The sequence below is a fragment of the Cupriavidus sp. CP313 genome (genome assembly GCF_054072015.1).
Genome location: NZ_JBSVZB010000029.1, coordinates 89,512 through 106,087 on the forward strand (window position 1 = coordinate 89,512; position 16,576 = coordinate 106,087).

12 protein-coding genes, 1 tRNA gene and 1 pseudogene are annotated in these 16,576 nt (G+C 58.6%); 9 read left to right on the forward strand and 5 right to left on the reverse strand.

The window, feature by feature from the left end:
* Positions 1 to 28: 28 nt before the first annotated feature.
* The 6 genes from ACW4E8_RS31025 (at position 29) to ACW4E8_RS31050 (ending at position 5,332) form a co-directional block, all read left to right on the forward strand.
* Positions 29 to 739, forward strand: a complete 711-nt coding sequence (locus tag ACW4E8_RS31025; protein WP_456808020.1) for a response regulator — start codon at positions 29 to 31, stop codon at positions 737 to 739.
* 52 nt (positions 740 to 791) lie between these two features.
* Positions 792 to 867 (forward strand) — tRNA-Phe (locus ACW4E8_RS31030).
* A 251-nt stretch (positions 868 to 1,118) separates the two neighbouring features.
* Positions 1,119 to 2,441 carry a tyrosine-type recombinase/integrase gene (locus tag ACW4E8_RS31035; RefSeq protein WP_456808021.1) on the forward strand — a complete coding sequence of 441 codons (1,323 nt, stop codon included), beginning with the start codon at positions 1,119 to 1,121 and terminating at the stop codon, positions 2,439 to 2,441.
* A 1,258-nt stretch (positions 2,442 to 3,699) separates the two neighbouring features.
* Positions 3,700 to 3,912, forward strand: coding sequence for a hypothetical protein (locus ACW4E8_RS31040; RefSeq protein WP_456808022.1), 213 nt, complete (start codon positions 3,700 to 3,702; stop codon positions 3,910 to 3,912).
* A gap of 75 nt (positions 3,913 to 3,987) precedes the next feature.
* Positions 3,988 to 4,371 carry a hypothetical protein gene (locus ACW4E8_RS31045; protein WP_456808023.1) on the forward strand — a complete coding sequence of 128 codons (384 nt, stop codon included), beginning with the start codon at positions 3,988 to 3,990 and terminating at the stop codon, positions 4,369 to 4,371.
* A 328-nt stretch (positions 4,372 to 4,699) separates the two neighbouring features.
* Positions 4,700 to 5,332 carry a hypothetical protein gene (locus tag ACW4E8_RS31050; protein ID WP_456808024.1) on the forward strand — a complete coding sequence of 211 codons (633 nt, stop codon included), beginning with the start codon at positions 4,700 to 4,702 and terminating at the stop codon, positions 5,330 to 5,332.
* Here ACW4E8_RS31050 and ACW4E8_RS31055 read toward each other — a convergent pair.
* Positions 5,327 to 6,934, reverse strand: a complete 1,608-nt coding sequence (locus ACW4E8_RS31055; protein ID WP_456808025.1) for a hypothetical protein — start codon at positions 6,932 to 6,934, stop codon at positions 5,327 to 5,329. The two genes, ACW4E8_RS31050 and ACW4E8_RS31055, sit on opposite strands and share 6 nt — an antisense overlap.
* Positions 6,935 to 7,517: 583 nt before the next feature.
* A pseudogene (locus ACW4E8_RS31060) lies at positions 7,518 to 7,745 on the reverse strand (type I restriction enzyme endonuclease domain-containing protein); the annotation flags it as partial.
* Positions 7,746 to 7,987: 242 nt separating this feature from the next.
* On the opposite strand from ACW4E8_RS31060, the gene ACW4E8_RS31065 reads away from it, so the two are divergent.
* On the forward strand, positions 7,988 to 9,241 hold the full coding sequence (locus tag ACW4E8_RS31065) for a DNA primase family protein (protein ID WP_456808026.1): 1,254 nt from the start codon (positions 7,988 to 7,990) through the stop codon (positions 9,239 to 9,241).
* Positions 9,242 to 9,625: 384 nt separating this feature from the next.
* Here the strand turns inward: ACW4E8_RS31065 and ACW4E8_RS31070 are convergent, their stop codons facing one another.
* The 3 genes from ACW4E8_RS31070 to ACW4E8_RS31080 all read right to left on the reverse strand — a co-directional run bounded on the left by ACW4E8_RS31070 (position 9,626) and on the right by ACW4E8_RS31080 (position 11,045).
* Positions 9,626 to 9,949 (reverse strand): hypothetical protein, encoded by a 324-nt coding sequence (locus ACW4E8_RS31070; RefSeq protein WP_456808027.1) that lies wholly within the window; start codon positions 9,947 to 9,949, stop codon positions 9,626 to 9,628.
* Positions 9,950 to 10,183: 234 nt separating this feature from the next.
* Positions 10,184 to 10,663 (reverse strand): hypothetical protein, encoded by a 480-nt coding sequence (locus ACW4E8_RS31075; protein WP_456808028.1) that lies wholly within the window; start codon positions 10,661 to 10,663, stop codon positions 10,184 to 10,186.
* 7 nt (positions 10,664 to 10,670) lie between these two features.
* Entirely contained in the window at positions 10,671 to 11,045 is a 375-nt protein-coding gene (locus tag ACW4E8_RS31080) for a hypothetical protein (RefSeq protein WP_456808029.1), read from the reverse strand.
* 342 nt (positions 11,046 to 11,387) lie between these two features.
* On the opposite strand from ACW4E8_RS31080, the gene ACW4E8_RS31085 reads away from it, so the two are divergent.
* Both ACW4E8_RS31085 and ACW4E8_RS31090 read left to right on the forward strand, forming a co-directional pair.
* Entirely contained in the window at positions 11,388 to 15,689 is a 4,302-nt protein-coding gene (locus tag ACW4E8_RS31085; protein ID WP_456808030.1) for a hypothetical protein, read from the forward strand.
* Positions 15,690 to 15,747: 58 nt separating this feature from the next.
* A complete protein-coding gene (locus tag ACW4E8_RS31090) occupies positions 15,748 to 16,218 on the forward strand; it encodes a hypothetical protein (RefSeq protein ID WP_456808031.1) in 471 nt (156 codons plus the stop codon).
* Positions 16,219 to 16,576 lie beyond the last annotated feature (358 nt).

Here is a 16,576-nt window from a genome sequence, read left to right on the forward strand (position 1 = left end):
ACGCTGCGGTGGGGTTAAGAGGGGAAGTATGGCAACGATCCTCGTAGTCGATGACGAAATGGGAATCCGGGAGCTGCTCTCGGAGATCCTCAGCGACGAAGGCCACGTGGTCGAACTCGCGGAGAACGCGCTGCAAGCGCGCGAATACCGCGCGGCGGGTACGCCCGACCTCGTGCTGCTCGATATCTGGATGCCCGATACCGATGGCGTGACCCTGCTCAAGGAATGGTCCGCGCAGGGACAGCTGACGATGCCCGTCATCATGATGTCGGGCCACGCCACCATCGACACGGCGGTCGAGGCGACCAAGATCGGCGCGCTCAATTTCCTTGAGAAGCCGATCGCACTGCAGAAGCTGCTGTCCGCGGTCGAGCAGGGCCTGGCCCGCGGCATCGAACGCCCGCGCAGCAGCACGGCCACCACTGCCGCGCCCGCCACGGCACCGTCGGCCGAATCCGGTTCGTCCGACATCGTGCCCGAGACCACCGCCGAGGCCGCCCCCAACGGCAACCCCGCGCGCGTGCCCGAGGCCGAGATGCAGTTCTCCTTCGACATGCCGCTGCGCGAAGCGCGCGACCTGTTCGAGCGCGCCTACTTCGAATACCACCTGCTGCGCGAACACGGCAGCATGACCCGCGTGGCCGAGAAGACCGGGCTGGAGCGTACCCACCTGTACCGCAAGCTCAAGCAGCTCGGCGTCGAACTGGGTCGCAACAAGCCAGAGCCGGCCGAGCAGTGACGCACATGACGCTTGACTGGCCAAAAAAGTCCAGTTATAGTTTCCCTTCTTTGGCCCGGTAGCTCAGTCGGTAGAGCAGAGGATTGAAAATCCTTGTGTCGGCGGTTCGATTCCGTCCCAGGCCACCATAAGATTCAAGCACTTAGCCCAGCCTCGCGCTGGGCTTTGTGTTTTGGTCTGACACTTTTCTGACAGTGTCATGGGCGCCTGACGATGGAGCGGTGCGCGCGAGCGAGATTTTTTTCGCTCGACTGCGCCTATTGCGCCTTTCATCGACGCTCCGTTTGCCTATACCGCAACTCCCCCACTTCCGGAGTTGCTATGCACACCACGCCGTACCCTCGTACCGATTGCCTCGCCCATTGCACGGAGGTGCGACATGGCTAAGGCCTACCCCGAGGGCAAGGGCTGGGCATTCCGCCTGCGCATCCGCGGACAAGACATTTATCGCTCTGGCTTTGCCACGGAAGCTGAGGCCAAGCAGGCCATCGCGAAAATCAAGGCCGAACACACGGACACGGCCCGGGCTTCCGGGTCGGGGCCCTATCAGACTTCGCTGGCCATTGCGTTTTCCAATTACGCGCTCCAACGCTTCCCGTTCCTCAAGGGTGCGGCCCAGGACAAGAATCGCATCAACCGATACCTGCGCGCGCTCGGACTACCGGTCATCGAGCTCACAAAGACCGCAGACAGCGCCGACGGGGCACGACGCTATTGGGAGGTCGCCCTGGTCCGGGAAGAAGCGCGGGCGATTCCGAACAGCCTGCGGGCGCATCGGGCGGCGCAGGCCGGCCAGACAATCCGCTCGGACGAGATTCGGGCGCAGCTGGCTGCCACCAAGATGGCCGACGTCACGACGCATCAGGTCCAGACGCTTATCGACGCGATGGTGAGCGAGGGTTACGGGCCTGCGACGATTGACCACGAGCGCGCAGAAGTGCGCCGACTGTTCAGCCATGCCAGACGGGTCTGGAACTGGCGAGCGCCCCACAGCAATCCAGCCAGCGACGTCAAGGCACCAGCCGTGGACAACGCCCGGGACCGGGTGTTGACGAATGACGAGTGGAAGGCAATTGGCAAGGCGCTGGCCCGGTACAAGAATCCGTACGCGCTGCCCATTGTTTGCCTGATGCTGGAGACTGCCATGCGGTCCTGCGAGCCCCTGTCCTATGCGACTTGGGGAGATGTGGACTGGACCCGGCGGGTGCTCTGCCTGCAAGACAGCAAGGGCGGCAAGCGGAATGTCCCCCTCAACCCCGAAGCCATCGCGCTGCTCAAGGGGCTCCGCGCCCAGGCCGGCGCAGCATCGGCCGGCTGCCGGATTTTTCCGACCACCTATGAGGCCATTGGGAAGGCCTGGCGGGTGGCATGTGAGCAGGCCGGCGTGACTGGGGTCACGTTGCACGACCTTCGCCACACGGCCGCCACCCGATATGCACGCGAGTTCAATGGCAACCTGCCCGTCATCATGCAAATTACCGGCCACAAGACGGTCAAGATGGCGATGCGGTACATCAACATCAAAGCCGAAGACGTCTCGCAGATGATGCACGGCGATGTAGACGAAGTAGGGCGACTGCCCGCCGGCTATAAGGCGAAGCTGACCGGCCCAGACGAATCCACGGAAGCCGCTGAGCCTCCTGCTGAGCCTGCGAAGCACGGCAATGTCGTTCGGGTCAACTTTGCCCGCAAAGCGGCATAGTTGATACGCGCGGCACGCGTCGCAGTCCTCAACGGCGCGGTACCAGACGTTGTGATTGGCATCCCAAAGGAAGACCGGGCATCGAGCAGGACGCCCGGTCTTGAGTGAAAAGTGTCTACGAGATGTTGCCTGTTCTCGCTGTCTGACCGGCCAAGGTCAGAGGTCGGCCCTCCCGCCGCCAAGCGGGAAGGACGGCACTTCACTGCAACGGGCCGCCAGGCCCAGCCACACACTTTCGCAAACGCTCCAACTTTTCGGAACACGGTGCCAGCCGTGCCGCCACTTTCGTGGCTCCCCATGGGCTTCGGTCGTATCGCCCAATGAGTCAATCCCTACTCAGTCAGTCTCCCCCTCTCTGCCATCAGCCCGTGCGGTGCCACCCGACACGGTCCGAAGAGAGGTTCCCACGTTAGTTACCAGCTACTGCGCAACGTAGCGCCACTGTCTCCACACTCCCTTAGCCTTCCGGCTCCCCGCAGGTTTCCCCAGCCCGATGTTCCATAGCGGCTCAGGTACTCAGGTCATGCTTCATCGACTACGAACCACGGCTCCATGCCTATGGCTCTACGTTGCTCCGCACAGCACCCATCGAGGGGTGCCGTTACAGGTTTGAGCTATCCATCGACCCCCGGTTTCCCGAGGTGCCAGCTGCGCCAGGTTTCCCCTTGCAGCCCTCGCACGTCGCCGTGCGCTCAGAAGCCATCCTGTGCGGTACGGGTTACGCCCTTGCGGTACGTCCCCCGAGCCGGACTTGCACCGGCTTTTACCGAATAACAGGTCACTGGGCCATTTCCTGCCCAGCGCCGTTTCCGTGTCGCCCAACCTCATGCAACAGCACCGGTTGCACGGATTGGGTCGAAGGAGGGAATTGCACCCCCCAGCGCCCATCGCAGCCGCACCAGCCCTATTAGAGGCATGCGGCTACAGCGTTTGCTCGGTTCCAGGTTGGCGACCTGGAACCTGCCGGGGTGGCGCCCCGGCGTGCCCTTGCGGGCGTGTGTGTTTACAGTCTGGCGGCCTGCTCGCTGGACCCTCTGGCTAGTACCCAAAGGTTCACCGAGCAGGCTGCCGTGCGTGCGAGCCATCCCGACTGTCGACGGGAACCAGCCCTTCCACATTTGCTGTCCTGGTCCCGTATAGCGCCATCTCACTGGAGCACTAACGCAGACACGCTGTAATATGGCCTCACCGATGTGAGGCAACCCAGCGGCACAGAATGACCCGCAATCACCGCGCAACGAATCCATGAGGGAGCAAAATGCAAAGCAGCGAACAGCTGGACCTTGAAATAGCGCTTCGCAAGTTTCACGAGCTCGGCTTGGCGGACGGCGACTTGGGATACGAGTACTGGTACAAGGTCGGGCGCCTCCTGAAGCAGGCTTCAGGCATGCAGGCGGAAATTGATGCTCTCAGGAAGGAGCTGGAGCAGTGTCGCGCTTCGCTTTCCAAGCTTGACTCGGGCGTAGCGTAAGACCCGTGCATGCAGAGCAGGCGTGCGCAAGATGGCGCCAGAATTATTTCTTATAGTCAAAAGGGGAGAGCAGACTTGTCAATCGGAAAACATCTTGCCATCACATTGCTCGCATACTGCTCGGTGGCGAGCGTTCATGCTGCAAGTTGTGAATTGGAAGGCGTAAGAGCGGAAAACGTGGGCCAGCAGGCTTATGAGGAAAGCAGGAACAATCTCGAACTGGTAGACCAGCAAGGTCTGTTCGATACGTGGGTTTTCCTCACGAAAACGATATTGAAGGGGATGCCCAAAGAGCAAGACAAGGAGTTTGTCGGCATGGTGAACATGTCCCTTCGCACGATGACGGAAGAGAAAGAGTCCATTAGAAAGACGATTGCTCAAGACGCGTATCCAAAGCTCTTAGGTCGGGTCACACTGCGAACGTGCAAATTCGCGGAAGAGAAAGGTTGGCGGCAGTAGAAGGATGCCCCTCACGGGGTTTTTTATATTCCACACTGCCTGACTTGGCGTTTGCAAAGCATGCTGACAGGTAGCTCGCTTTGCAAGCGCTCTCCCAACTATAAGGCGTTCTGTACCTGTTGGTTTTGGCAAGCCGCTGTTGCCGTCACCCTCCACGACGCCCTCGGCGGTGCGACAGTCCTTTTCTTGCTCGCTGGTTGTCTGAGTGTTCTCCGCTTCGGCCAAGCGTTGCTCGGAACATCATTACGTCTCATCCCCGCCAACCCCAATCACACTTTATCGGCGCGGCTTTTGGCTATACCGGGTATCACCTTCATCCGGAACCCGCATGCCCGCCACTACCCCGATTGCCCGTAGCAAGACAGCCGCCTTGGCCCGCGCCCTCGACAGCGTACCGAAGGGATACCACCGATACACCTGCGGAACCGTGAAGGCCGGCAAGGCCGAGGCGCTGGCCCGGAAGTTTCACGGCCTGTATGGCATCGGCTGCACGCCGGCGCAACGCATCACCCGCAAGGGCAAGGGGCTGGCGAATGCCTTGCTGGTCATGTATTGGCCACAGGATGCAGAGCAAGTGGAATGGTTGCTGCTCGCCACGAATGGCAACGGCTTGGAAGGGGAGACGCTGCACCTGGTCGAGGAAGCACCGCGCTTGGACTGGTTGGGCTATGAACTGGTCCGGCACCCGTCACAGGGGCGGACGGTCTGGACCTGGCGGCGCCCCAAGCAGGAGATGGCCGAGTTGCATGCGCTACTGGCTTTCCAAGCCGGTCAGCGTCACTACGCAGCGTTGGCCGAGACGCTTGAGCGCATCGCCCGACAGCCAGGCTTTCATGGCGTACGTACCCAATCCTGGGCGCTGTTTCAGGAGGCGCGCCGGCGAGGCTACGACGGGCCGCTGCCACATCTTTTCTACCTCCAGAAGGTCAGCCACGGAGAACGCCTAACTCTGGACCTATGAAGCGTCTTCCACCGTCTGCAGAATCGGAGCGAACACCGCAAGAGCCTGCGGAATCTGCCGCTTTGAAAGCGGATTTATTGTGTCATCCGTCGACGCCAAGGGATGTTTGAGGAAATGCTGCGTCACTACTCTATGTAGCGCCGGGAATGGGGCGGCCATCTTCTCAATGTCATGCGCATAGCAGACATCGAGGGTGTAACGTCGCGGGTCTACCTCCGCTCTCGCGGCTTCGATTTTCGCTTTCGCTTCAGGAGAGAGCTCTCCAGTAAGCCACATCTCGAACCTCAAGCGGTGATTCTTCCACTCCGGGTTGTCGAGAGTGTGCGCGCGGACGATAGGAATCCGCTTGGTTAGCCAATCGTCAACATCTTTGTCGCTCAATAGACGCCCTGGGAGAAGCCCTTTGCATTCGATAAAGGAAATCTGCTGGTCCTTCGTGGCGAACCGGACATCAACTTCGGCGACATCCTTGCCATGCGACCTGTAAATCTTGTTCATCGTGATGTCGGCGTTGGCAACCGTGTGCCGAATCAGGTCAGCGACCACAAACTCGAAAAGAGCGCCCCGAAGCGTGCCAGCGGCTCCTTCTACCTTCCCGAGCCTGTCAAACAGCTGAGCAAACTTCTCGGGCTCGACGGCCCGCGTTGCAGCCTGAGTGAGCGTACTGGCCAGCTCTATCAGTGCCCGGGCTACCTCGGTGCCGAAAAGCGATTCCGGCGTCGCCGGCACGATGCCGGCTCGTCGAATCATGTCCAAGGCTGGCTTGGAATACCGGTGAGCCACAAAGAACTGCAGGCAACGACCCACTCCACGTAACTGGCGCAAGGACGTGCACTTGTAGACAAACGGGCGAACATCGTCCACTTCGACTTTGTCCGTCAGAAGAACATCTACGACCAGGAAGCCGGGTTTTGGCTTCCCTGCGTCGTTCCACGTCGCCAACGGTCCCAAGAACGACGGGGCCGACAAGTCCCATTCGAAGCTTGCGACGTTTGGGGCCATGCCTGGCACGTTGCTCCGCAGTTTGAAAGTGTGGAAACTACCGAACCCAAGCTTGGCAGCCCATTCCTGAACAGACTGCAGGAGAACAGTTTCCGCAATCAAGCGCGCCCGTACGGCCGGTATCAGGTCGTCTATAAATCGTTCCCCCTTGGCAAAAGCCACACAGGCGCCCAAACCAGGGACCTCGATTTCCTGAAGCAGGCCAACAGAAACCAATCGCTTGTAGACGGCCTCGCCAGAAAGTTGCCGGGGACCACGCGAAGACCCCGCGGCGGAATCGAAGTGGGTCAGGGGGATAACTCCGCCGCGTGCACGAAGGGCCCAAATAGCCCTGGCGTATGCGCCGTTGCTCTCCTCCAAGGCGGCAGCCAGATTCCGCCAAAACCTGGAGTTTCCGTACTGAGCCTTCACATACAGAAACTGGGCTCGGCGAGGAAACGTGAGGTCAAGCGAGCGAACGGAATCGCTGCGCAGCTGCCGCTCAATCTTCTTACGGGCAGCCGAGGGCGTGATGCCCAGAGTTTGCACGAGAGCACCGGCGACCTCGCCGCTCAATCGCGGCCCGTGAGCCACAAGGTAGTCAACCACTTCGTCGGCCATGCTGATTTTCCTGATGTCACACAGCGCTATTTATAACTGAAAATCTCATGCGGTGCGCGCGCTTTCTTTTTCTGCATGCAGGAATATTTATTTATATAAATCAACCACTTAGAAGTGCCAAACAGAGACAATCTGCGGGAATTTGGCACTAACCGATGTCACACTCCCCCCAAGGAACGTGGCCCGGCGCGCCGTCTCCGCTCGGCTCTTCAGGGCTTTTGCACTGCCTCCTTCTCAGGAAGTAGGGCTGTTCATGCGGGCAACCTTATCGGTCGCCGATGCTTCTGAGCGCGCTCCCCACGGTGTCCAGGGATATGGCGAGCAGCGCACCTCTCCGTAATGAGGACGGCCCACCTTATGCGAAAGTGCCACCTTACGCAAAAGCCCGACTGCATAAGGCTCTCCGGACCATGCCCTGTACGAAGCCCTCATTTTCACGGGTAGCAAAGGTTGCGTTTTCGCATAAGGTGGCCCACCCCATTGGTGGCATTACCTTCGGCGAAGGTGCCACCATACCGGTCCAAATGTAGCGGTAGCCTCCCAAAAGCGACGCCCACTCGCTACCCCATCGCTGCTGCAGCGGCTAGCTCCACGCCTCACCCAACGCCTGAGCCTGTTGTAACACCAGTTCCACAGCGCCATCCTGCTGGTCCGGCGGGTATTTGTATTTGCGCAGGATGCGCTTGACCATCAGTCGCAGTTTGGCTCGCACGCTTTCCCGCTCCGACCAGTCCACCGTGATGTTCTGGCGCAAGCTTTCGGTGAGCTCGTGCGCAATCTTCTTGAGCGTCTCGTCGGTCAGCTCGCGGACGCCTCACAAATCATGGGGGTCTTTTCGGGCTATACACAAAGCAGTCATGTGACTGCTTTCCTGTAGACCAAACACATGAACCGATTGCGTACAACGTACGGCCTGCTTGCTCCCTCTGCGGCGGCCCCCAAAATCAGCCACACTGCTCCCTTATTAGGGGGAAACACGTCGCCCATTTCCAGAACAGCCCGAGTGGTATGCATCGGGGCGTCGGAGATTGATAAGAAGACAGGGGGCCAGGAATGAGCCGCGTCCCGCCCTTCGAACCCATCCGGTTTGCCGAGAAGCTGGAGAAGTCCGGCAACTACGCCTCCGACAACAGCTTGTTGTACGAGTGGACCGGTACCCATTGGAAGGCTATTGACGACGCCATGGGTGAGCGCATAGCGCTTAAGTGGATTGCGTCCGACGGCCGCGGCACAATCAATGCTGCCAACGCGCGTGCAGCCTATCAAACAGCCGTACGTTGGCTTCCGATGCTTGGCGAGCCTAGTGAGACCACCGTCATTCCGGTCCGCAATGGGTACCTGCACTTGGACCACGGCTTGGTACTTGAGCCGCACGACAAATCCCTGGGATTGCGACACGTCCTGTCCTGCGACTTCGACCCTGGCGCGCCTGCCCCCAATGAATTCAACGCGTTTATGGAGCGCATCCTGCCTGATGCGGGAGTACGAGCCCGCGTACAGGAATACGTCGGCTACACATTGCTACCGGATGCCCGCTTCCAGCGCGCCCAAATCTGGCTTGGACCAGGCGCGAACGGGAAGGGCACCCTGGCCAACCTGGTCCAGGCCCTACACGAGCGTACCGCAGCGGTTCAACTGGACGGCCTGGATGGCTTCCGCATGGCAAGCATGATTGGTGCCTCGCTGATTTACTGCGATGAAGCCCCCCAGCGGAATATCAACGAGCAGGCCATGAAGTCGCTGATTGCGGGCGAGCTTGTCCAGATTGACCGGAAGTATCGTGACCCCATCACGGTTCGCGTCAACGGAAAGTGGCTGATTCTGGCGAACCATATTCCCGCTGTCACAGACCAATCCACCGGATTCTGGCGACGGTTCGACGTCGTACCCTTCTCGGTCGAGATTCCTGAAAGTGAGCGTGACCCGCTGCTGGCGAAGCGCATCATTGCCCGAGAACTCTCCGGGGTTCTGAATTGGGCGCTTGAAGGACTGCAACGCTTACTAGCTCGAGGCCGGTTTGACGAAGCCGTGCCGGCGTCAATGCGTGTCGCGGCTCAATCTGCGCGCACAGAAACGAACTCCGTTCAGGCATGGAGCCACGACCTCGGCATCGAACTCACCACGACGGTCGAGACGTCCAAAGTCGACGTCTATGCGAACTACGCGGGTTGGTGCCGCGAGAACGGGATGGTGCCGGTAGCTTCGCCCAAGTTCTGGAAGCGCTTGCCGGACTCGATAGGAGCAGTTGCCGAGGGGCGCATGCTGACCAAAGCAGGCCGCGTCAGGACATGCAATATCCGGCTCTGACCCGCCAGACTGCTGCCCTGGTCCGCCAAACCACCGCCAAAGGCGGTGGTTTTTTACGTGACCGCGCAGACCGGGTTCCCTTGGGAACTCTCTGGGGACATCGAATTGCTTTTTCTCTTCCAGAGGACACAGAAAGAGACAACCCCCCAGCAAGAGCTTTGTGCCAGCACCTGGTCAATCTGGTCACGAACAAAAGACCGCGCAATCCTGGCACCTTTTCGTGACCAGATTGGCCGCCGGTCTGGGCTGATGTGGGGATGCTGCGCTCCCCACGCCCCTAGCCGCTGACCAAGGACGATGCCCAGCCCCAGCCTTGATTGGCTTATGCCGGTCAACAGGGCTCAGCAATCCCACCTGGTTGCCCGCATCATGTGCCATTCAAGCTCACCCTTCCGAGCTATCTTCTGGCCGCTGGTTTTGTACCGGCATCAGATGTTGTCCAATTCTCGCGGGGTCAGCGCCAATTTTTGCCCGAGCCGCACCCGAAAGCGACAGATGGAAGGGGCTGCTGCCAAGCAGATTGGTCCGTACCTCCTGTAGATACATATAACGGCATAATTCAAACGAAATGTGGCTGCTAGACAGCCCCATCAAGTTGAATACTGCCCAGCTTCCACCTTGCTCTTCTTGGTCCTGGCCATCCATATCTATCACATCAATAGAACCGAGAATTTTGCTTGCTTCACTCAACAGTTTGCGAAGCTGCAACCAACTGGTCGTAGCGGGCAAGTCAGCCTGTTCACAGAAGTCAGCTATCGGAACGTAATGTAGCTGGACCTGTCGATTGTGCACAGCGATTGACGCTGCCGCCTTCAACACTCGCAGGACCTTTGACGACAACCGTTTAGTGTCTAGCTTTATGAAAATGACAGTCGCACTCCCGTCGGACGATACGGTTGACTCGCAAGAATTCATATTGCTCTTCTTTCCCTGAGTGTAGTTTTACGGCACTGAGGAGTTCGCAAGCATCGTCTGCACAATGGATGAATTTGCCTGTGACAAGTACTGGACACTGGTCTCGTACCCATACAAACGATGTATTGCTAACGCAATCGCGCAAGACCGCGAAAATCCGCCTTCGCAATGGACGACCACCGACGCGACGTTGTCGGGCAATCCTCTGATAAACGCGTGAATATCGCGTGCCTGGTCTGCGCGGAAAGAGTCGGGGATTCTGCTCTTCGCCCTCTGCGAAAGAGCAGGATTCAGGAAATCCACGTCGGCGAAGCTCAATCGCAAAACATGACTGAAGCCTTCCAGGCTCGCCATGGGCCGCTCTGGGGAGGTGATGGATACGATGGCAATGGACTGCAGACGTGGCAGTCGCTCAGCCTGTCGCCGCGACAGCGCAAAAACCTGACGCATGCCGTTCGCAGGGGCTCTGTACAGCAGTCCGACCACATCAGAAAGTGGCTGCGGCATTTGGCGTTCAGCTCTGGGATGGACGATTCGTCTGAGGCACAGGCGCCAACAACACTTCCCGAGTACGCTTCATTATCCAGGTGACTTCTGCCGCGGAGAAATCCCATTGGCAGTTGTGAACCTTCTTCGCGACACTTGCCTCGACACGAGGCAATGTCTCTTCCAATGACCAGGAATTCTCGGACATCTTTCGCCTAGTGTAAGGAGCGAGCTGTTGCGCCAAGTCTTCGCATTTTTCGTACCTTTGCCAACGCGCTTCCTCTGTCGACGGCCCTTCGTACCGCTCGCCGTTCTGACGTACCAGCAGCTTTGGTTGGGCTCCCGACACAGCGCCCAGCCAATCATTCTTGGGAAAATCTTCAGGTATGACTTGGCGGCTCATGACATGCCTCTTGAACTATGCAGAGAAGTTACCCTAGCAACGGCACGTGGCGCCAGTCAACAAACAAGGGACATCGACTCGTCCAAGTTGGCAGATTGCAAATTTAACGTTATAAAAATCGTTGTTTTTTGAGAACGCGAAGTCGTGACGCACCGCTCTCCTCTCAGCGTGGCACTCCAGGTAAGCAGATTCGGCAGCGGCGGCAGGGCAGCAGGGTCCCTCCTGACTTTTCTACAGCCACGTATTGAAGCGTTCTTTCCTGATAACGCGTATTATCAGTAAAAATTTTATGGGGAAGACGCGATAACCTATCGCTAACGGGGCGGAATCTCAGGGACACCGGTGAACTATTTCAATTTAAATCGACGATTCGTCGAACGAGAGAGCTACAATCAGGATGAGTTGATTGCATCAGAGGTCATAGGCAAACGCGTCGATTGGCCAAAGGTCTTGGAGTGTCGTGCCTCCGTGGTCGTTGCGCCGGCGAACTTCGGCAAGACCACCGAAATGGAGCATCAAGCCGAGCAAATGCGGTCGACATCGGAGGCTGCTGTTTTTGTTGCGCTCAGAAGACTGGCTGACCTCAAGAGCCTTGATAGAGCCCTTGAGGGCGACAGCCGTGTTTCCTACTTGGCCTGGAAGTCTTCCACTAAGGGGACCCTGACAATCTTTGTTGACTCGCTGGACGAAGCGGCCGCGGGCAAGGCCGAGAACATCGAGTACCTCGTCGACGACATCCTCAATGAGGTTTCGTGGGCCAAAGAGCGAGTCAGATGGGTCATCTCGACACGACCGGCAATTCTGACGGCACAGGTCTTCGACAAGCTGTCCGACTTGCTGGTGCCGCCATCTTCGACGGTGCGTACGGCGACTGCGACACCTCCAACGGTGGGCGAGACGTCGACCACCAGCTCAACTGCTTCACCCGTATCTGGGGAGGCGAAGAGACTTCGCCTCTTTTCGATGGTGCAGTTGGATAGGGGTCAGGCCGAGTTGTATCTGAAAGGGCGTCATCCTCGGCTGGAAGCGGACCGGCTCTTGCTGCTTGCCCGGGAACGAGGGCTCGGCGGGTTCACGCGCAGCCCTGGCGGCTTAGACATCATCGCGCACATTGACCTGCTCACAGACCCACCTGATTCGCTCACTGAGGTCTTCAGGCGAGTCGTACGTGCGGTACATGTTCTGCGCGCACGAGACCACCGCTTTGAGGACGCGGGAAATCCGTCCACTGAGTTGCTTGAACGCGCAGCACAGAAGCTGGCCTCCGCATCTCAGGCTTGCCAGTTGCTGAACATTGAGATGCCAGAAGGAAAGCTGGCCATCCCTGAAAAGGCGCTTTCTGCGAGACTGATTGCCACACCAATGTTGCCAGAGCGTGCGGTCGAACAACTGCTAACGTCACAGCTCTTCATCGATGTCGGGTTTCATCAAGTGAAGATGTACCCGGATGAACTGCCGCCCTTTTTGGCAGCAGAACGGTTGGCAGAACTGGTCGAATCGACTGACCAGGCGCTGAGGCTGGTTCAGAACTTTACTTGGTCCTCTCCTAGTGGGGAGGAAGGGATTCAGCGAGAGTTCTTACCTCTAATGGGTTGGCTTGCCACGTTAAACCGGCATTGCCGGGCAGTCATCCTCCGCTATGACCCCCAAGCCCTAGCGTTCTTCGGAGACCTTCGCAATCGCTCGGTGCCCTTAGCTGACGCCGAAGCGGCGCTCACCGAGAGCATCCGCCGCTTCGTTGAACAGGGCGACCATCCCGGTCGAGGCATGTTTACCTTGACGTCCGAGAACTACTGGCAGGCCGGGCCTGAACGCCTGGTGCCTGTCATCTCGAGGCTGTTTGACGAGTATGGGTGGCACAACTGGGCGCGGGACACTTTGATGGACATTGCAACTGCGTGCAAGTTGGATGTCTTGCGTACCAGGGTTCTACGCCGTCACGGGAGAAGATATGCCCGGCTCCTTGGGGACAGCGCAGATGTCCAGTACCTGCTGGAACTTGGCCGGCTAGAGGACCTTGTGGGTCTTGCCGTCGCAGTTCAGGAAAGCGACACAGTGCGGGAGGGCGTCGCGGCCTTGCTACTCGGAAAGCTTGGCTGGGAGCACTTCACTCCCTCCGAAGTCGCTCGTCTCATCGATAAGCAATTCGGTCAGGGGCGAGACGGATTCAGCATTGGCTACGTGCTGGACTCAGGCGGCTTACTGGCTTCCGCCACTGACGAGCAACTCTATCAGTTATGCCGGGGTCTTGTAACGCGAGTCGCAAGATTGCGTGAGCGCACCGGCCACCGAACCCGCGCGCACGCTCGGACGGGTGAGCAATACTTCGAGATGACTGCCGATGCAGTAGCCGCATTGGTCCGTCGTACGAATCAGACTATGGCCTTGCGAACGGCGCGGCTCTGCTTAGTGCTTCAACGCGTCTCGTCGGACGCGCAGTTCTTTTCCGCTGATGAGTCTGGCGTGTATACCGCACTGGATGAAAACACCTTCGTTCGAAGGGCGCTCCTCGGGATGGTTGCGAAACAGTCGTGGGTTAGCGACCAGGACCTGCTAATGGCGATAATTGGCCACTCCAGTGCTTGCACTTATCAAACCGAGGATGTTGAAGAAGTCAATGACCCCCGTCTGTCCAGGCTTTATTCTGAGTACCGGGCGCGAGTAGCAGCGCAGCCAAAGCCAAAACTAACTAGAGTGCCCAAATCGCCTCGGGACAGGCTCAAGGTCAGTTCCGAGGCGAAGAATGACTTGAAGAGTCAGTTGCCTTCTCTCCGCGATGGAACCGCAGGGAGCGCTCTCGTGTGGGTTACGGGATGGCTCCTTAAGACGAACCCGCAGGCGCGCTATGGTGAGGTCAACTTTGAGGTCTTTGAGCGCGAAGCCGGGAGGGAAATCGCAGATGCTGTTCGCAAAGGCTTGATGCGTATTTGGCGCAATCGCCCCCCGCGCTTTGACGAGACTGAACCTAGGTCGACATATCACATCACCGCGGCAGGCTTGCAGGGGCTTCATCTGGAACTCGGTCAGGGCACTAGTCTGCCTACGCTCTCCGAGACGGAGGTTCGCCGAGCTCTACGCTATGCCACGTTCGAAATCAACGGCTATCCGAAGTGGTTCTGGCCGTTAGTCGAGGCTCACTCAGACCTCGCGGCCTCGGAACTCTCCAAGATTGCAGAGGAAGCGCCGAACGGGCCAGTGTCGGGAGAGCATGCAGAAGAGCTATTTGCCTCACTCAGCAAGGCTCCGGCGCCCATTCGCGAGACCTTGATTCCGTTGGCGTGGTCCTACTTGGCGAATATCGGACTGTCGCGTGAGTATGTCGCAGGGCAAATTCTCCGCTCCGTGATGGCATCGCCCGACAAGGTGCCGCGGGCCGAGTTTGAGAGAATCGCACTGGGAAAAATGGGGGAGGCGTTCACATCTCCACTTCCAGTGGACCCTGACGGAGAGCTCAAATCTCGTCGAGATGATGCAGTTATGTGGGCCGGTCATTGGCTGACGAGTCATCCAAGAGGCTTTCAGCGGGCGGTCAGCAAGTGGGGGCCAAAGGACCCCGCAGCGGTTAAGGAATTCCTCGCGCACATGGCTGCATATTTCGGCCGTGACCATGGCGGTGCGCTGGTGAAGCTCGCTCAAGCAAGCGACGAAGGTGTGATGGCCCTTGAGCATTTGTACGCCTGGACGATGTGGGCCGTCGACCCCACGCAGGACGTCAGGAGGCCAGAGGGCGTGTACAGCCCCAAATCAAGGGACAATGCCCAGCAGATGCGGGATAGCCTGCTTGGCATCATTGCCTCCGCGAATTCTCAGCAAGCTTACGACGTGCTCGGACGGGCTCGAGTTTCGGCGAAGGGGGCCCAGCTTATGTACATCCAGAAGCTCCAGTTCGAGCTGCGTGAGCGTCAGTTCGCGCGGAGACCTCTTACTCAGACGAACTACGACCAGTTCGAAAAGGACTTCCGCGCGGATGTAACGGACTCGCTATCCTTCTCGATGGCGGTTCACGCTGACCTCGAATCTGTCAAATACGACATCGAACGGGGCGAGCACAGCCTGCGAAGCTTCTTCAGCGAATTGGACTTTAAGCGCGTCAACCGCCCGGGGATGGAGGGGGAGAAGGCAGGGCTTGCGCTTGAGGCGAATTTCCAGCGCCTTCTGGCAAGCGAGCTGAACCATCATGCACGGAGGCGATACTCGGTCTCTGTCGAATCCCACACCGCCGAGAGCAGGCGCCGGGATGTACTGTGCAGTCGCGGTGATTGGCGGGCATCCATCGAACTGAAGATGTCCGAGCGATGGACACTGGAGCAATACGTCGAGGCGCTTGAGCGGCAACTCGTCGGACAATACATGCGGCACAACAAGGCGGTGACGGGATTCTTAGTGATTGTGCTACAGACTAAAGGAAGGTCATGGATGAACACGGCGACCGGGACGAGGGTTGAATTCGATGACCTGCTGACCATCCTGGCCGCGAAGGCACAGGCACTCGAGGCCAAGGACCGGTCGAGGTATTTGCGTGTCATCGGTATCGATGCAACCTCTCCAGAGGATTTCCGACAGAAGGAAAGGCCGGCGAGTGGTGCACGCGGGCTTAAGCCTATGGTTAGGCGAAGGAAGACCGCGGGACATGGGCTCGCCTAGGACTGCCAATGCCACCCGTGGACCGACCCACCACTGCTTGCAACGTACCTGACCTCTCATGATGCATCCGGATGAAATTGAAGAAGCGGTGAAGAGCGCAGCCTTGGAGTTTTTTCTTAGGTTCTCGCGGTTTGAGTTCGCGCTGAAGGAGAACGGCAAAGTGAAACGCGGCCGACGCGGAGTAGCCCAACCCGACTGGGATGGCTTCGTCGACGACCATGAATCACTTTACAAGCTCACTGACAGCGCTAGAGAGCTTCTGGGGAGCCCGCCTGATGTTCAAATAGTCAAGGACGGGAGAGCCTGGGAATGGGCGCCGCTCACCTTTGACGAAGGCGAAAGCGAGCTATCGAAACTCGTACTGGCTGTAAAAACGGTCAGAAACAATCTCTTTCACGGAGGGAAGCACAGCGCCGCTGGTTGGGATAACCCAAACAGGGTGCAGTTTCTCTTGCGTCGGGGCAGTGAGGCAGTAGACAGCTTTGCGCAGCTTGCCGGCTACGATGCCGACTATCGGCGTCGATACTGACGCTGACGCAGCAAGCCCGAAAACGCCAGCGCGCCAGCGGGTCGAGGCGAAAGACACTACGCTAAGACCCTTTTCGACTTCCGATTCGTCATCCAAAAAACGATGGTTTTCTGGACATACGCGAAATCATCGCCGTCATGCTGCGCTATACCCCTTCAGATGTTCAACATTTCCTCCAACAATCAACATCCGGGAAAGGGTACGCATGGCAGTTATTGGATACGCTCGGGTCAGCACCTTCGAGCAGACGCTCGACCTGCAGCGGGATGGATTTGCCCCCGTGTCCCCGGACACGGTCACACCCTTAGGTTGATAAGGCCATCGCACGCCTGAACTCCCGCGGCGAGCGGTAATTCAG

What these genes read in the sequence shown, in the direction of transcription:
- ACW4E8_RS31025 (WP_456808020.1), top strand. Translation starts at nt 29, where the DNA reads ATGGCAACGATCCTCGTAGTCGATGACGAAATGGGAATCCGGGAGCTG.
- ACW4E8_RS31035 (WP_456808021.1), top strand. Translation starts at nt 1,119, where the DNA reads ATGGCTAAGGCCTACCCCGAGGGCAAGGGCTGGGCATTCCGCCTGCGC.
- ACW4E8_RS31040 (WP_456808022.1), top strand. Translation starts at nt 3,700, where the DNA reads ATGCAAAGCAGCGAACAGCTGGACCTTGAAATAGCGCTTCGCAAGTTT.
- ACW4E8_RS31050 (WP_456808024.1), top strand. Translation starts at nt 4,700, where the DNA reads ATGCCCGCCACTACCCCGATTGCCCGTAGCAAGACAGCCGCCTTGGCC.
- ACW4E8_RS31055 (WP_456808025.1), bottom strand. Translation starts at nt 6,934, where the DNA reads ATGGCCGACGAAGTGGTTGACTACCTTGTGGCTCACGGGCCGCGATTG.
- ACW4E8_RS31065 (WP_456808026.1), top strand. Translation starts at nt 7,988, where the DNA reads ATGAGCCGCGTCCCGCCCTTCGAACCCATCCGGTTTGCCGAGAAGCTG.
- ACW4E8_RS31075 (WP_456808028.1), bottom strand. Translation starts at nt 10,663, where the DNA reads ATGCCGCAGCCACTTTCTGATGTGGTCGGACTGCTGTACAGAGCCCCT.
- ACW4E8_RS31080 (WP_456808029.1), bottom strand. Translation starts at nt 11,045, where the DNA reads ATGAGCCGCCAAGTCATACCTGAAGATTTTCCCAAGAATGATTGGCTG.
- ACW4E8_RS31090 (WP_456808031.1), top strand. Translation starts at nt 15,748, where the DNA reads ATGATGCATCCGGATGAAATTGAAGAAGCGGTGAAGAGCGCAGCCTTG.